The organism is Enterococcus pallens ATCC BAA-351, assembly GCF_000407485.1.
In the GTDB taxonomy this organism is placed as follows: Bacteria; Bacillota; Bacilli; order Lactobacillales; family Enterococcaceae; genus Enterococcus_A; species Enterococcus_A pallens.
Window position 1 is genome coordinate 764,831 of the sequence record NZ_ASWD01000003.1, and the last position, 18,817, is coordinate 783,647.

Annotated in this window: 23 protein-coding genes; 12 read left to right on the forward strand and 11 right to left on the reverse strand. The window is 41.6% G+C overall.

All coding sequences use genetic code 11. The features are described from left to right. Positions 1 to 12: 12 nt before the first annotated feature. From I588_RS16245 to I588_RS16270, 7 genes are all read right to left on the reverse strand, one after another. Positions 13 to 1,077 (reverse strand): glucosaminidase domain-containing protein, encoded by a 1,065-nt coding sequence (locus I588_RS16245; protein WP_016250073.1) that lies wholly within the window; start codon positions 1,075 to 1,077, stop codon positions 13 to 15. Continuing rightward, entirely contained in the window at positions 1,070 to 1,360 is a 291-nt protein-coding gene (locus I588_RS16250; RefSeq protein WP_016250074.1) for a hypothetical protein, read from the reverse strand. Before I588_RS16250 ends, I588_RS16245 begins: the two co-directional genes overlap by 8 nt. Beyond that, entirely contained in the window at positions 1,357 to 1,821 is a 465-nt protein-coding gene (lepB, locus tag I588_RS16255) for a signal peptidase I (protein ID WP_034706079.1), read from the reverse strand. The genes I588_RS16250 and lepB overlap by 4 nt, the downstream gene beginning before the upstream one ends. A gap of 51 nt (positions 1,822 to 1,872) precedes the next feature. Then, the gene (locus I588_RS16260) at positions 1,873 to 3,006 is read right to left on the reverse strand and encodes a hypothetical protein (RefSeq protein ID WP_016250076.1); all 1,134 of its coding nucleotides are present in this window, start codon (positions 3,004 to 3,006) and stop codon (positions 1,873 to 1,875) included. A gap of 18 nt (positions 3,007 to 3,024) precedes the next feature. Further along, entirely contained in the window at positions 3,025 to 3,858 is an 834-nt protein-coding gene (locus I588_RS16265) for a coiled-coil domain-containing protein (protein ID WP_010759859.1), read from the reverse strand. Between the two features lie 38 nt (positions 3,859 to 3,896). Further along, positions 3,897 to 4,040: a hypothetical protein gene (locus I588_RS27600; protein WP_016250077.1), complete on the reverse strand. Its 144-nt coding sequence runs from the start codon at positions 4,038 to 4,040 to the stop codon at positions 3,897 to 3,899. Positions 4,041 to 4,227: 187 nt separating this feature from the next. Further along, the gene (locus I588_RS16270) at positions 4,228 to 5,340 is read right to left on the reverse strand and encodes a tyrosine-type recombinase/integrase (protein ID WP_034706087.1); all 1,113 of its coding nucleotides are present in this window, start codon (positions 5,338 to 5,340) and stop codon (positions 4,228 to 4,230) included. 734 nt (positions 5,341 to 6,074) lie between these two features. On the opposite strand from I588_RS16270, the gene I588_RS16275 reads away from it, so the two are divergent. From I588_RS16275 to I588_RS27330, 6 genes are all read left to right on the forward strand, one after another. Then, the gene (locus I588_RS16275) at positions 6,075 to 6,848 is read left to right on the forward strand and encodes a hypothetical protein (RefSeq protein ID WP_016250079.1); all 774 of its coding nucleotides are present in this window, start codon (positions 6,075 to 6,077) and stop codon (positions 6,846 to 6,848) included. Between the two features lie 397 nt (positions 6,849 to 7,245). Next, the gene (locus tag I588_RS16280) at positions 7,246 to 7,461 is read left to right on the forward strand and encodes a DUF1659 domain-containing protein (RefSeq protein WP_010756368.1); all 216 of its coding nucleotides are present in this window, start codon (positions 7,246 to 7,248) and stop codon (positions 7,459 to 7,461) included. A 2-nt stretch (positions 7,462 to 7,463) separates the two neighbouring features. Continuing rightward, positions 7,464 to 7,706, forward strand: coding sequence for a DUF2922 domain-containing protein (locus tag I588_RS16285; protein WP_010755457.1), 243 nt, complete (start codon positions 7,464 to 7,466; stop codon positions 7,704 to 7,706). 124 nt (positions 7,707 to 7,830) lie between these two features. Continuing rightward, complete coding sequence (locus I588_RS16290; RefSeq protein WP_010755456.1) at positions 7,831 to 8,223, forward strand: hypothetical protein; 393 nt, start codon at positions 7,831 to 7,833, stop codon at positions 8,221 to 8,223. Positions 8,224 to 8,280: 57 nt separating this feature from the next. Then, positions 8,281 to 8,874, forward strand: coding sequence for a DUF2922 family protein (locus I588_RS26930; RefSeq protein ID WP_010759863.1), 594 nt, complete (start codon positions 8,281 to 8,283; stop codon positions 8,872 to 8,874). 86 nt (positions 8,875 to 8,960) lie between these two features. After that, entirely contained in the window at positions 8,961 to 9,041 is an 81-nt protein-coding gene (locus I588_RS27330) for a type I toxin-antitoxin system Fst family toxin (protein ID WP_342662627.1), read from the forward strand. Between the two features lie 106 nt (positions 9,042 to 9,147). Here the strand turns inward: I588_RS27330 and I588_RS16300 are convergent, their stop codons facing one another. The 3 genes from I588_RS16300 to I588_RS16310 are packed head-to-tail and all read right to left on the reverse strand — an operon-like array spanning position 9,148 to position 12,476. Continuing rightward, positions 9,148 to 9,915: an acyl-CoA dehydratase activase gene (locus I588_RS16300; protein WP_010759864.1), complete on the reverse strand. Its 768-nt coding sequence runs from the start codon at positions 9,913 to 9,915 to the stop codon at positions 9,148 to 9,150. Next, on the reverse strand, positions 9,903 to 11,081 hold the full coding sequence (locus I588_RS16305) for a double-cubane-cluster-containing anaerobic reductase (protein ID WP_010759865.1): 1,179 nt from the start codon (positions 11,079 to 11,081) through the stop codon (positions 9,903 to 9,905). The genes I588_RS16300 and I588_RS16305 overlap by 13 nt, the downstream gene beginning before the upstream one ends. 18 nt (positions 11,082 to 11,099) lie before the next feature. Next, positions 11,100 to 12,476, reverse strand: a complete 1,377-nt coding sequence (locus tag I588_RS16310) for a cation:dicarboxylate symporter family transporter (RefSeq protein ID WP_010759866.1) — start codon at positions 12,474 to 12,476, stop codon at positions 11,100 to 11,102. A gap of 564 nt (positions 12,477 to 13,040) precedes the next feature. Here I588_RS16310 and I588_RS16315 point away from each other — a divergent pair. Genes I588_RS16315 through I588_RS16340 form a run of 6 tightly spaced genes read left to right on the forward strand, consistent with a single transcriptional unit; the run spans position 13,041 to position 18,222 of the window. Beyond that, entirely contained in the window at positions 13,041 to 13,886 is an 846-nt protein-coding gene (locus I588_RS16315; RefSeq protein ID WP_010759867.1) for a transporter substrate-binding domain-containing protein, read from the forward strand. A 27-nt stretch (positions 13,887 to 13,913) separates the two neighbouring features. Beyond that, on the forward strand, positions 13,914 to 14,615 hold the full coding sequence (locus I588_RS16320; protein ID WP_010759868.1) for an amino acid ABC transporter permease: 702 nt from the start codon (positions 13,914 to 13,916) through the stop codon (positions 14,613 to 14,615). Next, complete coding sequence (locus I588_RS16325) at positions 14,612 to 15,319, forward strand: amino acid ABC transporter permease (protein WP_010759869.1); 708 nt, start codon at positions 14,612 to 14,614, stop codon at positions 15,317 to 15,319. The genes I588_RS16320 and I588_RS16325 overlap by 4 nt, the downstream gene beginning before the upstream one ends. Next, a complete protein-coding gene (locus I588_RS16330) occupies positions 15,316 to 16,059 on the forward strand; it encodes an amino acid ABC transporter ATP-binding protein (protein ID WP_010759870.1) in 744 nt (247 codons plus the stop codon). Before I588_RS16325 ends, I588_RS16330 begins: the two co-directional genes overlap by 4 nt. A gap of 15 nt (positions 16,060 to 16,074) precedes the next feature. Further along, entirely contained in the window at positions 16,075 to 17,034 is a 960-nt protein-coding gene (locus tag I588_RS16335) for an ornithine cyclodeaminase family protein (RefSeq protein ID WP_010759871.1), read from the forward strand. Between the two features lie 15 nt (positions 17,035 to 17,049). Then, a complete protein-coding gene (locus I588_RS16340; RefSeq protein WP_010759872.1) occupies positions 17,050 to 18,222 on the forward strand; it encodes an aminotransferase class V-fold PLP-dependent enzyme in 1,173 nt (390 codons plus the stop codon). A gap of 92 nt (positions 18,223 to 18,314) precedes the next feature. Here the strand turns inward: I588_RS16340 and I588_RS16345 are convergent, their stop codons facing one another. Further along, complete coding sequence (locus tag I588_RS16345) at positions 18,315 to 18,803, reverse strand: hypothetical protein (protein WP_010759873.1); 489 nt, start codon at positions 18,801 to 18,803, stop codon at positions 18,315 to 18,317. Positions 18,804 to 18,817 lie beyond the last annotated feature (14 nt).

Genomic DNA, 18,817 nt, shown 5'->3' on the forward strand with positions numbered 1-18,817 from the left:
CTGTCCCTTCTTTCATTCCACAATTTGCTTTCCTGCGACTTGTTTCGCAGGTCGTTGTGTGATCGGTGATACCTTCACAACGGATTGCTTAGTTTCTGTGACTACTACTTGGTTTTCTTCTATAGAATGATTAGAATCAGTCATTTCAGTGGTTGGTTCCTCTGATTTTGGTAATTCTTGCGATACCTCAGTTAATTCAATTGGTTTTACCTCTCGATTGGGTTCCTGATCAAACCTGGTTAACTCATACGCCTCGATCAAAGCATTCAGTTTCTTATCATACGAGGTGTCTGTCGCATATCTTCCAGTTAATGCTTTAGTTGCTTCGCGATAGGTTGTTGCGACTTCCTTCCATGTCCCTTGATAGAACTGAGGATTTCCAGAAAGGCCCTTTTTCAATAGGGAGGCGTAATCTTCTAGTGATTCCCTATAACTAGGGTATTGACGAAAAGCGGAACGAATCGTATACAGCTCTCCATTCCCTTTATCTTCTTTTGTTTTAAAAGACACCTGTTTGCCTTGATAACTCCCCTTTATCCCAAACAAATTATGGTGCGGTGGTCGAGCCAGCTGACTATTGCCAGAACCCGTTTCTAGAATTGCTTGAGCAATCATCACCGAAGCATAGAGTCCGTTGTCCCACGCAATCTGTTGGGCATCGGAGCCGATTAATTGAATAAACTCCTCTGTCGTTTGATTCTTAAGCACTGCAAATGAATCATTCTCTTCAGCCTTTTTGTTCGTACTTGGTGGTTGAATGATTTCTGCAAGTGCGGTTGATTCAGGAATCACGGCTTCACTCGATTCTATTGAAGAAGACGCGAAACCTTCGCTTATCTCAGCGCTTCCTTCTTTATTAGTCGTTTCTTCTGGAACACTCCATCCACTCGCTTCACGTGTTTGGCTATTTGATTGCCTGCTTTGAACCGTTGAATCCTTTTCACTTTGTGTTGTCTCTTCTTGGACAATTCCAGAATCAATGGTTTCCGCCCCAACAGCTTCTTTTATCTGAGAGCGACAGCCCATTACCCCAAAGCAACCAACCAGCAAGATAATCAATGCTCGTTTATTATTCATTGGACTGCCGTCTTTCCGGTGGTCTTCGCCTTCTTGGTCGAGCCATTCGTTTTAAGTCTTGAAGTGTCGAATGATAATGCAAAGCGGTCATTCGTAAATAAATCGCCAATAACATCAGTAACAACAATAGAAACAATTGACTGACAGTTACCACTTCTTGAAAATCGGTGAAGTAAAAGAAAATTCCTAACACTAAAACACCTAACAACACCACAAGTGAGAACAACCAATATACCCAATACCAAAAGGTGTACCATTCGATTTTTTCCTGCAATGTCTTCATTTTCGGTAAAGCCCCTCATGGACGATCCCTAAGATTTGGGGCTCGGTAATCAAGCCAAAATGGCGGCTGTCGCACGACAATTCCCGATTGTCTCCTAAAATAAAGTAATAGCCTTCCGGGATTCGATCTCGAGAAAAGTCATCCCAGATAAAATCTTCGGTCTCTGGGGCAAACGGATCGTGTACCCGCTTTTTATTGACAAATAATTTCCCGTTGTGATAATCAATCCGCTCTCCTGGCAGACCAATCACCCGTTTTAAATACGTTCCTTCTGGGTTTTCAGGTGGATGCAAGACAATCACATCAAAGCGTTTAGGTTTATGATGGGCAGTAATTTGAATCACTTCCTCTTCTTTAAAGGTTGGGTACATGGACAAGCCACTGACTGAGTATTTGGGATACAGCCAGTGATACGCTTGAAAGAAACTAAAAAATATCAGATACAGTCCGACAAAAAGCAGAGCGGCTTTCGTTGGAAGCGGCCATCTGCTGAACGGATTGAGTCTCCCACCTCAACCCGCCTCCTCGGCGTCTTTTACCGGGGGATCCTGATGCTCCCGGACCATCTTTTCTAAAACGGAACTTTCACCTTGGAGTAAATCAAAGTACGCTGCTTTGCCTAACAGGTTGTCGTAATCCATTTTCATTAATTTGACATACGGCTTTCGAAACCACGGTCTGGCATGAACCTGAGCTCGCGATTCAATCACCTGGCATTCATAGATCACAAAATGAATATCACGCGCAGAAAAATTGGCCTTAATCTGTTTCACCTGATCGCGTTCGTAGACCATTTTATTTCCGGTAATAGTCATCTTTTCCGTTTTATTAATTAACTCACCATTAAGGTTCCACATTTGTTCTAGAAATTTGGCTTTTTGAAGCAAATACGTGTACTCTCGCAGACTGATCTTAATTTGTTTGTCCCAGTTGCTTTCTTCTTTCTGTTCCTGTTTAAAATATTGAATGCCGCTATAAAGCATGGAGAGCTCTAATTTTTCAATCACCAGCTCCAGCTTTTGATTCACCGCTCGCAGGCGGGCCTTGCTTTGGCTTTCGAGGTTTTCCTCCTCTTTTTGAACTCGATCTACTGCTACTGTTTCTTCATTCGTTGTCTCTACAGGAGATGAAGTGGTGATCTCTCTTCTTTCTTTTCCCAGTTGTTGGGCAGCTAATTCTTGGAAAAGCTGTTCGGCTCGTTGCAAGGCTTCATCTGATTCCAAAGCAAATTGTTGCGATAAGCTTTCTTCTAAATGAACCGCAAAAGGAAACCCTTCTTTTCTTAATGTCAGTGGCACAAAATCAAAGCGATAGACTTGACGTCCATATTTAGGTTCTTCCGTTTGTCCCTTTAGCCAAGCAAACTGAGGAAAGAACTGTTGAATGGCTTTCCAGAAGGATTGCCAGTCGAACTCTCCTGGCTTTAACAACAGCTCCAGATGATAGCTGCCATCCATCCATTGGAATAATTGTTTAAAATGTGTGTGAATTTTTTCTCGTTGTTCGCTAGTTAAACTACCTTCCGGTGCATACAAATACTCACAGGCTGTTTCAATAGCCACTAATAAGTCTGTTTCAGCCAAGACATCGGTCATCGTTGGTGCAGGGGTGGGATACAGTGTTACTTGTGTCTGTTTCGTCTTCACTGTGGATCATCCCTTCTGTTACTCTTCATCTAATAGATGATCGCTATTGGCTAATAATTTAACGAAAAACTGGGCCGTTTCTTCCTGTACTGCTCGCAGGCGCTTGCGATAATTCTTGATCTCTTGTTTCATTACCCGAAGTTCTAGAGCTGCATCATGCATCAATTGTTGGGCTTCATGCTCGGCTTGGTGACGAATGCCGTTGGCTTCGTACTCGGCTCGCTCCAAAATTTCCCGTTCCTGCTTCTTGGATTCCACCAAGATGTTGGCCAGTTCATCCTTCATTTCCTCATTGGCTGACAACTCTTGTTTCAGTTGATCAATTTGTTGCTTAGCCTCGATCAATGCAGAGGCATCGGATTCTTTTTCATCCAATTCTCGATTCAACTGTCGCACTTCTTCTTTCAAGTAAGTGAGTTGATCGATTTGTTCGTTGAGCTGATTGCCTTGCAGCTCATTAGCGAGTTTCTGATCTTGTAGCTGTTGTTCTTTTTCGGTCAACGTTGTTGCCATACTGGTCAACTCGGTCTGTTTTACTTCTAATTGATGTTTTAATTGCGCCACGGTTTCTTCTAGGCGTTCAACTTCCTGTTGTAGCGGTTGTTCCTTAGCAGTTGTTGCTTCCTTTCGTCCTGTTTGTTCCTCTTGAAAATGATCTTCCGTTCGTTGGCGCGAACGTCTGCCTACCCGTTCATACTCGTTATAGGGTTCAACTGGTCGTTCGTACCCTTCTTCTGGATAAGAATCGTACCCGTAATCCTCTTCATAACCTTCTTCGTACTCATCATAGTAGTAGTCTTCCTGTGGACCCTCTTGAAATGTCTCTTTTTTCTGCTTGCCAAATCCGAACATGCAGTTTCCTCCTCTGTCTCATCCCCGTTAGTTTTGATCTATTCATATAATTGCTCTATACTCTTATCAGTCATTCCGCTCATTTTTTTACTTGGTCTTAAGAAGACCAGGATAACTACCATAAAGACTGTCAGAACAACAAAAAAGACCGCCCTTGGACGGTCATCGACGGTGGAATCCATTGAAAACCACCCCTTCATTTTCTTGTTTTCAATAACACTGCCCAAGAGCAGGTGTTTTTAGCATAATTAATCATCGATTATGTCCTTTCAGCTGTCACAATTAACATACCTTATTTTAGTAAGCGCTTACTTGGCAAAAGCAGTAAGGTTCCTCCCAGGAACCATCAATTATAATTTTGAAAGCGGTTTATTTAGTTATAATAAACTTTTCCATTTGATTCACAACATGGATCCGCTGCTCCATCATGGATGCGGCATAGGTATCTAACGTCATCTGAGTAGAGCTATGCCCCATTAACGCACTCACACTGACAATATCTCCTTGGCTTTCCAAGCAGCGTGTCGCAAATGTATGGCGCAGTTGATGGAAATTAGTTGCTTCAAGCTGGACTTTCTCACGAATCTTATGAAAATGATACGTGATCAAACGCGGCTCCACCGGCTGCTGCTTTCTGGAAACGACGAATTCACCGGTTGCTTCATTCTTCTGTTGCGATAATACTTTTCTTAACGTTTGACTCATCGGAATCGTACGTGTCGATGTTTCTGTCTTTGAACTACTGTGAATCAATTGGGTTTTCTTTCCATTAAACACACCAATGATCCGCTGAAACGTCCCTTGTACATGGATAACATTGGTATCAAAATCAACATCTTGCCAAGACAATGCCGCAATCTCTCCAATCCGTAATCCAGCGTGGAGTGCCAATAGTATAGGTAGTCCTTTTCCTTTTTTCTCCGCCAGAGCAGCTGTTTCAAGACATTTTTGTTCTCTTTTAGTCAGCACCTGATGCTTTTTTTTCACTAACTTAGGCAACGAAATTTGGGTAAATGGATTTTCTTTTAACAGCTTTTTGCGGATAGCCGCATTGATGCACTGCTTTGTAATACGAAAGACCGACTGAATCGTTGATGGACTTAGCTGTTGTTGCTTCAAGGAATCCAACAATTTCTCACCGCTTGCTTCATCTAGTTCATTCAATGCACAATCCCCCAAAACGGACAACACATAATGGGTTAGTTTATATTCATAGTTGGCATAGGTGGATTCTTTAATGGTTTCTTGCGCTTCAGCCAGCCACTGATGCCCCCATTCATACACCGACATGGTTACTTTCCCTTGATCCTTTAGGATCAGTTGATACTTCACCTTCAAGGGATACAGTTTTTCACGAACTTCCGTAAGTGTTTTCCCGTATACCGAACCATATTTTGTTTTACCATTTGATTTTTTACCTTTGCAATACCTCCCTTCCCATCGTTGATCTTTGCGCCAATAAATGTTTTCGCCTCTTCGCATGGTATACACTCCTTCGTTTTCGACGGTGCCATTGACGGTCTCTGGAATACCTGTCAATTTTCCATCTTTTCTCATCGCTTCTAGTCAAACCTCTTCATTTTTATCGTAAACCAATCATAAAATTGCCATTTTAATTATTTTTATTGAAAGATATTGCGTAATTATTCATCGTATTCTATAATTATATTAATCAATGGTAAAAAAAGATTCGTTTACCCGAGGAACTCTTGGTCTTCTTAAGACCATGAAACTTCTTAACAAAATAAATAACATTTGTTTTTATAATTTCCTTTATCATACTTGTGATACCCACCTAAATACCTTCATTATTACTTTAAGTATTATACTCAAAAAAACACTTTTCGCATAAATTGATTACCGTACGCTTTCATCGCTGATTTTCATATGAAATTATTTTTCAGAATGCCTTTACAAAATAACTAAATCATGTGTATGATCTAGTTATTGATAACTATTACCAGATAGTTATTAGTAACTTTGTCAGTGACGTTTGAGATCAGCAAAAAACACTTTTGACTGATCACTCGCTTTGAAGAATCGCTTTTTTTCCTTCCAATTCTTCTCGTGCGCACGAGCCTTTACCTGCTTCAAAGCAGTCAACACTTCTGACAACCACTTTTTTGAGTTGAATCAAAACCATTCAAGTAGTATTTTCTAACATTGAAACGATTAATTGAGCGACTAAAAATAGAAAAGAAATAGGAGTAACGATTATGCAAAAAGAAACTTCCCCTGAGGAATTTGTTGGGGCCAACTCATTATTACTAGATTGCGAAAAAGATCCCGACGTTTGGCAAGGACTGTTAAGCCAAGCAGAACCCTATGTCCCACAGGAAAATCAACCGCTCTCTTTCGTGCTGCCTGTTCCAGAACAAAATGTGAGCATGGTTTTTTATCAGGATACACACTATTACTACCCGAAACAGACCTTCACTACACTTAAAATCTATGAAAAAGCGCATAATTTTCTGGATTATTCTGTATTAACAAAAGTATTGAGACGCTTTAACTGCTTCGGCCATTATCGGATGCCGATGGTCAGCTTTACGTCTGTCTTGTTTCCCTTGGGGAAACCTAATCATACCGCTTGGATCAATCCGTTTGAGATTTTGGAACTAAAAGAGGAGGGGCCATTTACGTGGATCTATTTCTGTAATGGACCAGCTATCAAGGTTCCTTTAACCAGCCAAACGATTCGAAATTACACCGAAAATGCCTTAGTGATTTTAGCCACGGTTGCACGGGATCATTTCTCCACCGGGATGATTGGGCCGGTCTCTCCGTTGTCTGTCTTAGGTATCCCAGACACGCCTTTTGCCCGTTCCCTTAGTCAACGACCGAAGCTGCAGAAATTTCCGCTACCTCTGCGGCTGCTTAAGGAGGCATATGAAAAAGAACTCGCTCTACAAACGATTTTACGTTTTGGCTATCAGAGCGGTTTGGAGCATTGGAACCATCAAACCTTTTACGATTTATTTGATCAGTAATCTCTAGTCAACACAACAGAAGAGTTGTTTCCGTTATTTTATTTCTCTCTTGGGAAGACGGAAACAACTTTTTTTCGTTCCTTTTTTTATGCTTCACAAGTGTAAATACCTTAAATACAGCAATAATCTAACTCTTTTTCACAAAAAACAGAAGGTTTACATAAAACACATAAACTTTTTCTGACCCTCTGATTAGCCACCTTTTTCTTTACCCGAAAAATACAAAATCCCATGAAATCAAGATTCTTCAAAAAATTTAGGGGGCTAATCATGCAGTCCGAGAGCTAATCGTGCAGTTTTCAATTTTTTGTTATTGAAGTATGGTTTAGTCACCGGCCGGGAAACACATCCAGCAACATCAAATACCAACCAAAAACAGAAAACGGAGGAACGACCTGTGATACAAAAATTAGGCACAAAATTACAAGTACAAATTGAACAAGAAGGCGAAGACAAACAGAAGAAAGTGAACTTTTCAAATGTAATTGATAATCCACCTGAAGAAGATGTGGTGAAGTTAGGCGAAATTATGGCAGATCTGTCTCAACAAGGCAGCTCATTGGATAGTGTGATTATGACGGTGCAGTCACGTATTACGAAGGAGGTTGAATAAGCATGAATCGAGTCGTGAAATTAGTTTCTATGTTTAGAAATGGTGCAGGAAAAAGCCAAACGTGGTCGCTGAATAATCCAGATACCACCAAGACACCCTCACAAATTAAAGCTCTTTTGGAAGATTTAACTAAGCTAAACCTATTCCAAAAAGACGGCATTCGTCTGTTTGATACCGTCGTGAGTGCCAAGTATGTCGAAACAATTGAAACACCGATCTTTGAAGAAGTCCCTGTTACACGCTAATTAAAACATGAGAAGCAGCGACAGACGTGGCGTGCTTCTCTTGCACTATTTTATGATTGAACCAACTTTCCTAGGTGGCTGAGTTCAATAAATACTTACTATAAAGAGAAATGAGGAATCCATTATGATGTCAGAGCAACCCTTCACCCACCAACAACTGTTTAACCTAAAACTTGAAACTATTGAACAAAGACTCATGGAATATTATCAGGAAACCCAGAATGGCACCATGACCATCAAGCTATTACTAGCTTTACGCGTACGTTATCAACTTGGTGCGAAGGAGTTCGCTCTGGTATTGCAAGATTTAGTTCGTTACTTATTTATGAATACCAAGGCTACGAAAACTATGAAGCAATTCTTCTGGTATTTCGTGGATTATTTTGAAACTAGCGAGTTGCGGATCTTGAACTTAAAACTGAATCCGGTTCGCAATTTTATTGAAAAAACCAAGTCTCTGATCAAGTCACAAGTTGCCAAGTTATTCCATACAGAAGCCGACACTGAAGCCACCTGAAAATGATATTTATTGTCTGTCTCACCTACGCAAATAAAAATGAAAGGAGTCCAATAAATGATCAAACTAGTATCCACCTTCCTGAACAGTGCAGGAAAAACACATAATTTTACAGTTAAAGATCCGGATACGACGAAAAGTCCTGAAGAAATCAAAGAATCATTGAAGCTGTTAAGCAGTTTACATCTGTTTGAAAAAGACGGCGTTGAATTGTTCCAAGAAGTCGTCAAAGCCAAATTTGTAGAAACCATTGAACATCCAATTTTTGAAGGCGACGAATTGTTTGGTGTTCCAGCACCAATTGAAGAAAGTCCTGAAGAAGAAGCACAATTACCAGAAGAGGTTGATCCCTCTAGCCTTGAAGAATTAAAAGCTAAAAGTACCCGGCGGGAATTGCCGCAGGTACCGAGAATATCCTTATCTTCCTTAGCCAACAAGGAAGTTTATATAGATGAATTGAATGAACAACCAGAAAATAGTTTCCAGGGAATTACTGGAATTACTATAGAAGAGATCGCTCAGAGAACGTCACCTGTCACTGAGGAACCTTCCAACAAGCCGTATGACATAGTCAAAGAAATGTTCAAGCGAAAGCTGCGAAGACGGAAAAAGGAGCAGGAGCGACAGAATTCACCAGATTCTTCCTCTTAGAATCTAGTTTGATCTAGCGTAGGCGAGGATCAGATTAGTCGGATCACGGCCATTCACTGAAAGGAGGTGATGGTTTGCGATCCTTGGTGCAATACATTTTAGCCCCACTTTTCGTAGGGCTGGTTATTGCTTTGTTTAACCACTGGTTAGACGATCACGATCCTTGAGAATTGAATACAAAAAGATACCTGCGAAGATGGCGCCCTTCGCAGGTATGAAGTTACTGATTTATTAATGGCTTTTTGTGACCTTTTTTCCTTATCAAGCTGCTGACTATAATTTTCTTTGTCCAATCTGAGCAGCACCGATAGCGCCGGCATATTGTGACAGCTCATTAGTATGAACCGGCGCATGTACATAGGTGGATAAAACTTCTGCAAATTGCGTGCTGCGGGAAAGTCCGCCGGTGAAGAGAACCTCCTCCCCACGCTTTGGCCGCAGCTTGGAATATTGACTGCTGATACGTTTGGCGATTGAATGCAGCACTCCGCAAGCGATGTCTTCCCTTTTCTCGCCTTTGGAGATCAGACCGATAACCTCTGATTCTGCAAAAACGGTACACATGCTGTTGATAGTTACTGGTTCACCAATTGAAGCAAATTGATCCAGCTTAGTAATATCTTCGCCTAGGGTTCGCATCATCACTTCAACGAAGCGTCCTGTTCCGGCTGCACAGCGATCGTTCATGTTGAACTCAACTACAGTCCCTTTACCATTTAGTTGAATGGTTTTGCAGTCCTGACCGCCAATATCGATAACCTGCTTAATGCCTGGCTGTAAATACTCGGCTCCTTTGCCATGACAGCTGATCTCGGTAATGGCTAAATCGCTGTCAATCAGTTTACGGCCATAACCAGTGGTAATTAGTTTGCTATTCTCGTCAGTCAGGCTGTATTTTTCGGTAAAACGAGTGACGATTTCTTCCATTGCCCCTCGAGGATTACCGCCAGTTGGGATCAGGTATTTATCTAGTAATTGATCCTCTGAGAAAAGAACCCCTTTGGTTGTGGTGGAGCCAGAATCCATGCCTATATAGAACATGCTTTTTCTTCCTCTAGCATTTCAATAAAGGCGGTCACGCGAGTGTTAATCTGTTCAATATCAGAAGTAGAATAGTCCGTTTCCAAATATAGGTACGGGGTATCTTTTTCTTCATTCAGGTATCGTTTGATCTTCAGCGACTCAACCGAGAATGGAATGCAGTTTTGCAGCACCATATCGATGACTCCGTCGACTTGATAATCATCCACCATTTGACTTAACAAATCTTTTCTTGGCTGGTTGTTGGACATGCAGGCACAGCCGATATTAATATATTTGTCTACTAAAGCTTGGTAAACGTCTTCGGTATCTTCTTCTACCAGTCGCTCTACCGCTTTACTTACCGTACAATTCTCGAAAGCGACTACGATGCCGCCGTTGTCTTCAATCGCCTTAATTACTTTTTCAGTTACGCCGCCCATTGGTGAACCCGTAATCAGAATGCGCGGTTTTCTTGGCAGTGTTTTGCCTGCTTCGTAGCCTTCTTTTACTTTATTGGTGGTTTCTTCCAGCATTTGAATGACTTCTTGTTTATCGAATTTGTATTGTGAACCATACATTACTTGGAAGATTTCGGTTCCGCTGATAGCTGGCGGATTTAATTGTCCTAGACGATAAAAGTTTTGTTTGGCACGACGTTCATGATTTTTCATTTTGATGGCTTCTTGAATTTGTTCCTCGGTAATTGTCACACCGAAGAAGTCTTCCAATTTTTCTTTAAAATTCACTAGTTCGCTGTACCATAATTTTTTACTGGCTTCGCTGTCACGGTTATGAGGCAAATGCATTAAGTACGTGTCCTTGAATTCTTCCATGTATTCGTACATTTTTTTCTTACCGTCACAAGTAGTTTCGCCTACCACCAAATCAGAGAAATAGAAGTATGGACATTTATCGGTTTTACCGAAGCCATAGCTTGATTTGATTAAGGGACATAGATTCCGCGGCAAATCTTCCTCTGCATCTGGAATGGTTTCGTCTGAGGTCGAGCACAAACTAATCTGAATGGCTCCACTGGCCATTACCAATTCTTCTGGCATAAAGGTACAATACACACCCACAACTGCTTGACCCTGTTCCTTCAAGTTCTTCACGGTTAAAAATCCTTGGCGCCGTGCTTCACCAAATTCGTCAAATACTTCAGGTAATTCTGTTCGTAGTTCCATACTTCTTTTCCTCCTTTTTTACTTCGTTGTTAACACTGTTTCTTTGTTTTCTTTTGCTTGCTTCAAGTCAACGCCATTAACCTTGCAGGTAACCATGCTGGCAACGACACCGCCATTCAGGTTCACTGCGGTACGTCCCATATCAACTAATGGTTCGATGGCAATAAAGACACCTGCCAAGCCAACCGGAAGCCCTAATGCAGATAGTGAAATAATGGTTGCTACAGTACCACCGCCACCTGTTCCAGCAATCCCAAATGAAGTCATGGCAATCATAAAGGCTGCGTAAAATAGGAATTGTGGTGATAGTGGATTGATACCTTGAGTAACGGCCACAATCGCAATGATAATTCCTGGATAAAGACCAGCACAGCCGTTCATTCCCATGGAAGTGGCAAAAGAGGCACTCAAGCTTGAAATCCCTTTAGGAATCCCCAGCTCTTCCTGCATTTCCAAGTTCATCGGCATTGAACCCGCACTTGATGACGTGATAAAGGCAAACGATAGAACTGGCCAAGCTTTTTTCAAGTAGCGAATTGGTGACATCCCACAAGCTGCCATAATTCCTAGTTGGATGATGAATTGAATCAGCATAGCCACATAGCAGGCTACAAAGAATTGCGCCAGCTTCCAAACTGCTGACAAATCATTGTTCACAACCGTTGTAGTCATAATCGTCAGCACAGCATAAGGTGCAAAGGACAAGAATAAACGAACCACTGACATAACAATTTCGTAAATGCTGTCCATGCCGCGACGGAACAAATCTGCTTCTTTTGGCTTTTTATCCTTAATCCGCAGATAAGCTACTCCGATAAATAAGGCAAAAATTACTACACCTAAGGTTGCACTTGCTCGTTGCCCAGTTAAATCAAAGAAGGGGTTCGATGGGAAAATCGCCACAATTTTTTGCGGCAATGACAAGGTGTGCTCCCCACCTGCTACATAATTCTTTTCAATATCATTAGCAGCGCTTAAAGCCGATTGACTGATATTGAAGGTGCTCCCGTCAATATTCGCAAAGTACCCTGTCGCAATTCCGACAATTCCTGCGATTCCTGCGGTAACAATTAAGGTACCCACGATCGTAACGCCAATTTTCAATACGTTAGTTTTAATTTCAATTTTCGTGAAGGCTAAGATGACACAGACCAAAATCAGCGGCATTGCGATCATTTGCAGCAGCTTCACATAGATACTGCCGAACATGCCGATCCAATCAGAGAAGACTGCACCTTCTGCAGAAGAGAACAGCTGATTGAAAATAAATCCTAAAACAATACCCAATACCAAAGCAAAGACAACTCGTTTAGAAAAAGGGACTTTTTTCCCTTTCAAATAAATAAGTCCATAAATAGCAGCAATCATAATAATAAACGACAAAGCAATTAACATGTTTACACTCTCCCAAATAGTTTTTAGGAAGTCTAACTCTTGTCTCTTCAATAAGATTTCATTTAAATTTCGAGGCACAACAAAAAAACATACATAAATCGTATGTTTTCCCTCATATCTCAAATTTTGTGATACGAATCACATAAAAGCGCACACAAAAAAAGGGCTTGAAGGAAAGACGATCGACTTCACTAACTTAGAACCTCTAAGCGTATGACCTACTCAAAGTCAAAAACGTTGACGTAACATCTTTCCCACCTGCCTTTTACTAAATGAAAATCTTCACCCAAAGTATAACCGATAAGGCTGATAAATGGCAATCAGTCATTAGGATTTGATGAGACAATTCACAAGTCTGCTGGTGTCCATAAAATCTGATGTTTCAAAGTCTATACTGAATAAAAAAGAATTATATTTATTTGTAAAATTCGATTATTTTTCTATCTGATCCTTTGAAAAAGAGATTCAAAGGACTGATTGACACCTCTTGCTCAAGAATGTACACTTACCTTAAAATTAGATTAGTAATTTTTAAACAAAAAATGAGAAAAGAGGTCTTTATGTATGGGGAAGAATGGTTTTTTTAAGAAATTGGCGGTGCTTGGGGTATTAACGTTATCTGGGATCGTACTGACAGCTTGCGGCAATAATGATAATTCGGCAACTGGCGACAGTGATTCTGCTTCAGCAGATGATGTTCGGGTAGTCAAGGTTGGTATTGGTAATGCCTACAATCCTTTTTGTTATTTAGATGAAAACGAAGAGTTGGCAGGTTATGAATATGAGGTACTGAAGCTGGTAGATGAAAAGCTGCCACAATATGAGTTTAGTTATGAACCAACGGAATTTTCTAATATCTTAGTTGGTTTAGATACTGGCAGCTATGACATGGGGGTTCATGGCTTTGGCTGGAATGAAGATCGTGACAAAAAATATCTGTATTCTGAAACACCAAGTGTAACTACTGGTGGTTATGTGATTCTAGGGGCTGAAGGCAAGGATTTTAAAACTCTTGATGATTTGGCTGGAAAAAAGGTTCAGGTGAAAACTGGCGGCAACGTTTCGAACCTGTTGGAAGCTTACAACAAGGAAAATCCTAAAAAAGCGGTTGAAATCGTTTATGAGGATTCAGAAAACGAGCAAATCGTCAGCAATCTAACCAACGGTGTTTACGATGCTTACATTAATGAAAAAATCGATGCTGATCAATGGGTGAAGCAATTTGACGGCTTAGAACAATATGGAACCAATATCTTTGGCGACAAGGCTGATTCTGGCTGCTACTACTTGTACAACAAGAATGATGAGCAATTAGAAAAAGACGTTAGTGCTGCTTTGAAGGAATTACATGAAGAAGGAAAAACTGGGAAGCTTTCCACTGAATATTTAGGTGAAGATTATACAAAATAAGAAGCTTTAGGGAAAAGGATGTAAACTATGAGTTCTAACTTTTTTTCTTGGGAACGCTTTGTTCACGTCTTTCCGCAGGTGCTGCAAAAGCTCCCAGTAACCTTTCAAATTGTTGTGATTGCGACAATTATTGGACTGTTGCTAGGAACGCTGCTTGCGGTGATTCGGATCAAACGGATTCCCGTTTTAAATCAGCTGGCCTATTTGATGATCTCCTTTTTCCGCGGAACACCGGCGCTGGTTCAAATGTTCATCGTTTACTATGGAATGCCTCTATTATTCCGTTCTTACTTGAATATGGATTTAAGTGGTGTGGACAAGATCTTTTTTGTCTTCATCACTTTTGGGTTGAACCAAGCCGGTTACATGGCGGAGTTGATTCGAGCATCAATTTTATCGGTTCCCATTGGACAAACGGAAGCGGCTTATTCGGTAGGCTTAACTGGCTGGCAGGCTTTCTATCGCATTGTTTTCCCGCAAGCATTAAAGGTAGCTATTCCTGGATTGGAGACTTTGTTTGTTATGCTGCTGCAGGATACCGCCTTGGCTTATATGATCGGTGTGGCCGATATGATGGGAAAAGTTCGAATGATTGCAGCCACTACCCGGCATTCAATTGAAGGATATATTGGCGTAGCAATTATTTTTGCAGCAATCAGTCTGATATTAGAAGGTATTTTCGCGGTGATTAATCGTAGATCTGGCAGTAGAAAGAAGGTGGTCGTATGAACTTTCAATTGAATTATTTTCTTGAATGTTTGCAGGCCAGCTTCATGAAGATTCCGGTTAGTTTAGGTATTGCGGCAACTACTTTGATTGTAGGTTTGCTGATTGGTACACCGATCGCCTTGATTCGGATCTTTCATGTGAGGGGGCTGGATCAATTCTTTACTGTGGTGATTGCGATTGTTAAAGCCATTCCGGTCAATCTGATTATTCTGATTGCTGGACTGTGGTTCAATAGCAACTTTAACGCCATTGCGCAATCATTAGGCCGGAACATTACCGTTTCTGAAGTAGACAAAATTTATGTGGCCGTTTTTGCTTTGTCGATTGCAGCAATTGCTCTGCTTTCTGAATCAGTTCGTGGGGCATTAATGTCGGTAGATAAAGGACAGTACGAAGCCGGCTACACGGTGGGATTAACGAAGTTTCAAACCTTCTACCGTATTATTATGCCGCAAGCCTTTTTAGTGCTTGTTCCCACCTTGATCGGCAATATCAATTCCTTAGTGAAGCTGTCTGCCCTGGTTATCTTAGTTGGGGTTCAGGATGTGTTGAACGCTGGATTGAAAATTGCGAGCATTTACTACTGCTACCTGGAGGCATATGTGGCCGCGGCCTTGATTTATTGGGGCATCAGCCTGATTTGTATCCAACTAGGAAAATTAGCTGAAGAACGTATGGGACGTTATAGAAGGAGCCAAGCATGATTGAGGTTAAAGATGTCTATAAGAAATTTGATCGCCATGAGGTGCTGAAGGGCGTAAGCTTGAAGGTAGAGACTGGTGACGTAATCGTTATTCTTGGTGTCAGCGGTTCAGGGAAAACCACCCTGCTGCGCTGCATCAATTTTTTGGATAAAGCGGACAGCGGTACATTGACTATCGCGGGAGAAACAGTGGATTTGAAGCATGCATCGAAAAAAGAAATCTTAAATGTTCGCAAGAAAACGGCCTTTGTTTTCCAAAACCACAATTTGTTTAACAATAAAACTGCGCTGGAAAATGTGATGGAGGGTCTGGTTATCGCTCGCAAGGTGCCCAAGGCCGAAGCTGAAAAACGAGCAAAAGAAGCCTTAGATAAAGTGGGGTTGGCAGAAAAATATGACTCCTACCCTTCTCAATTATCTGGTGGGCAGCAGCAGCGGGTGGGCATTGCTCGAGCAATTGTCTTGAATCCTGAAATCATCATGTTCGATGAACCGACTTCAGCCCTTGATCCTGAGCTGGTAGGAGAAACCTTGAAAATCATGAAAAAGATTGCTGATGAAGGCGTCACTATGATTGTAGTTACTCATGAGATGGCCTTTGCTTCTGAAGTAGCTAACAAGGTAATTTTTATGGATGAAGGCGTCATTGTCGAGGAAGGACCGCCAGAGGAAATCTTCTCAAATCCTAAAGAAGAACGAACCCGCCGCTTCCTAAAACGCATTTTGCCGGAATCGATTTAAGAAAAGGGGAACAGCATGACACAAGAACTTCTAGTTTTAGATGCCGCCTTTGTGGAAGAACATTTGGATATGCAGGTTTGTGTTGATTTAATGACTGAAACATTGAAAAATGTAGAAACTGGTGAGGATGTTCAATACTTGCGTAACGCGATCAAAATGCCTAACGAGAATATCTTAGGCTTAATGCCGGGCTATTCTAATTCTGGTTATTTTGGAACGAAAGTCTTAAGCGTTTATTTGCAAAACAGTCAGGACGGCTACCCCTCCCACCAAGGTCAGATTTTGATTTTTGAAAAAGAACATGGTCAGCTGCAGGGAGTCGTGGATGCAACTTCCGTAACGAAGCTTAGAACTGGCGCAGTCAGTGCTGCTGCCAGCAAAGTATTAGCGAATCCCGACTCTAGCAAGCTGGCTTTACTAGGTGCTGGCGAGCAAGGCGAATCTCATTTGCAGGCGTTACTGACTCAATTTGCGTTAACAGAGGTTACTGTTTGGGATAGGGATTTTGAGCGGGCACAGCGGTTTGCAGACAGGGAAAGTGCAAAGCAGCAGGTTGCCATTACTGCGTGCCAAACAAGTCAGAAAGCAGTGCAGGATGCTGATATTATTTGTACCCTCACGCCGGCAAAAGCACCGATTATTGAAGCCGCTTGGCTAAAGCCTGGCGTTCATATTAATGCCGTGGGGGCTTGTACTGCCGACACCCGTGAGTTGGCGACGGACATTGTTCAACAAGCCCGCTTTTTCGGTGACAATGAAGAATCCGTGATGCACGAAGCGGGAGATTTTCTTATTCCGCTTCATGAAGAGGCAATTACTAAAGATCATTATTTAGGAACCGTTGGACAAGTCATCCAAGGTGCTGTTTCTGGTAGATTAGCAAAGGATGACATGACTGTTTTCGAGGCGCTAGGAATGGCCGTTGAAGATTTAGCGGTAGCCAATTACTTATGTCAGGTTGCTAAGAATCGATAGGAATAAGGTGAAAAAATGGATTGGCAAACAACTTATCGGCAGCAGTTTCCAGTTGCCGAGCAGTGTATTTACTTAGATAATGCTTACGATTGCGGCGGCACAGCCATCGCCAGAAAAGCACCTGAGAAATATTTTGATGATTGGGAGTATGGTGCTGTGCGCAATGAGCGCGGCGGTCCTGGACGGGCAACCTTGTTTAAAACGCTGGATGCCACGCGGGAATTACTAAATCAATTAGTTGGCGGATTGGGAGCTGACCAAATCGCCTTTACTAGAAACACCAATGAAGGCATTAATGCAATTTTACAAGGCTTCGATTTTCAACCTGGTGACAATATCGTTACCAGCCGACAGGAGCACCCTTCTGTTTTGATGCCTTGCTTGAATGCTGCTAGAACCCGAGGTGTAGAAGCTCGGGTAATCCCTGCTAGAGAAGATGGACAGGTATTAATTGAAGAGCTGACGGCTGCCGCTGATGATCGGACTCGCATGATTTTAGTCAGCCATGTCCAATCAGCGACCGGTTATCGAATTGATTTGGAGAAGCTAGGCCGCTGGTGTCATGTACGGGGGATTTTCTTAATTGTCGATGCTATTCAAAGTTTAGGCCTGCAGCCCTTCTTGGCTCAAAAATGGCACGTAGCCGCTGTAGCTGCTGCTTCCTATAAGGGGCTTTGCGGAGTTAACAGTACAGCATTTACCTACTATCATCCTGAATTACTAAAGCACATTTGGCCGGTCTACACAGCAGCTAATTCTTTTATTCATATTGAAGAAGCTGACGGTCAGTATTCCTTAAGCTGTTCAGAGGATACCAAAGCCGGTAAAATGGAAAATAGTTCGTTAGATAATTTGGGCATTTATGTTTTGCATGATGCCTTGCAGGAAATTTTGGCAATTGGTCCTGATACGATTTGGCAGCATATTCGTACTCTTTACGATCAGCTGCATGCCGGATTAGTTGAGTTGGGCTACGAGGTGGTAACACCTGCCAAGGAAGCTGCTCATTGCGGAATTTTATCGTTGAAAACTGATCAACTGCAGTGGATGTTTGACTATTTCCGCAGCAAAAACGTTTGTTTAAGTATCAGTGCTGATCAGTTTATTCGGTTTTCACTGGGTGCTTTTAACAATCAGGAGGATATCGATCAGCTGCTGGCGATTGCAGGAGACTATGAATTAAGATGATTTTTGAGAAGATGCTGAGTGTTGACTTGGCGTCTTTTTTTGTTGTGGTGTAAAAAAATACCAGCGATATTTAGGTCGCCGGCACATAATGATTATTTTACTTTTTCCCAAGGTCTCTCTATATAGTTTCGATAGATAGCTGCTCCACGTTGCTGCGCATCAAAGAGTCCTTGTATATTATTGTAGATATCTGATTTATTACTACTAGTTAGTAGTTTAGTCCCTGTCAGAGAAACGTACATATCGGTCAGTTCTCTTTTTGTATAGTTGCGAATCGTTTCTTCTTTGGTTTCTGTCTTAAATATCTTTCGCACTTCTTCTTCGGAGTACTGTTTTTCAATCACCTCTGCTGGACGAGAAAGCATTTTGGACGTTTTAGAAATATGAGGAGTGACTGGTTTATCCGCGTTTTTCAATCTGGATCTATTCACCTTGTAAAACAGGGTCAAAATTTGATCCATATCCTCCAAATCAAATTTATTCTCCAATTCCTTCAATTTTGGACGAACAGGAGCAGTACGACTGGCTTCAGCTAAAGCTTGCATGAATTCCTCAAAAAGAGTTTGGTTGGTCTTGGTCATCGTCCTTCACTCCC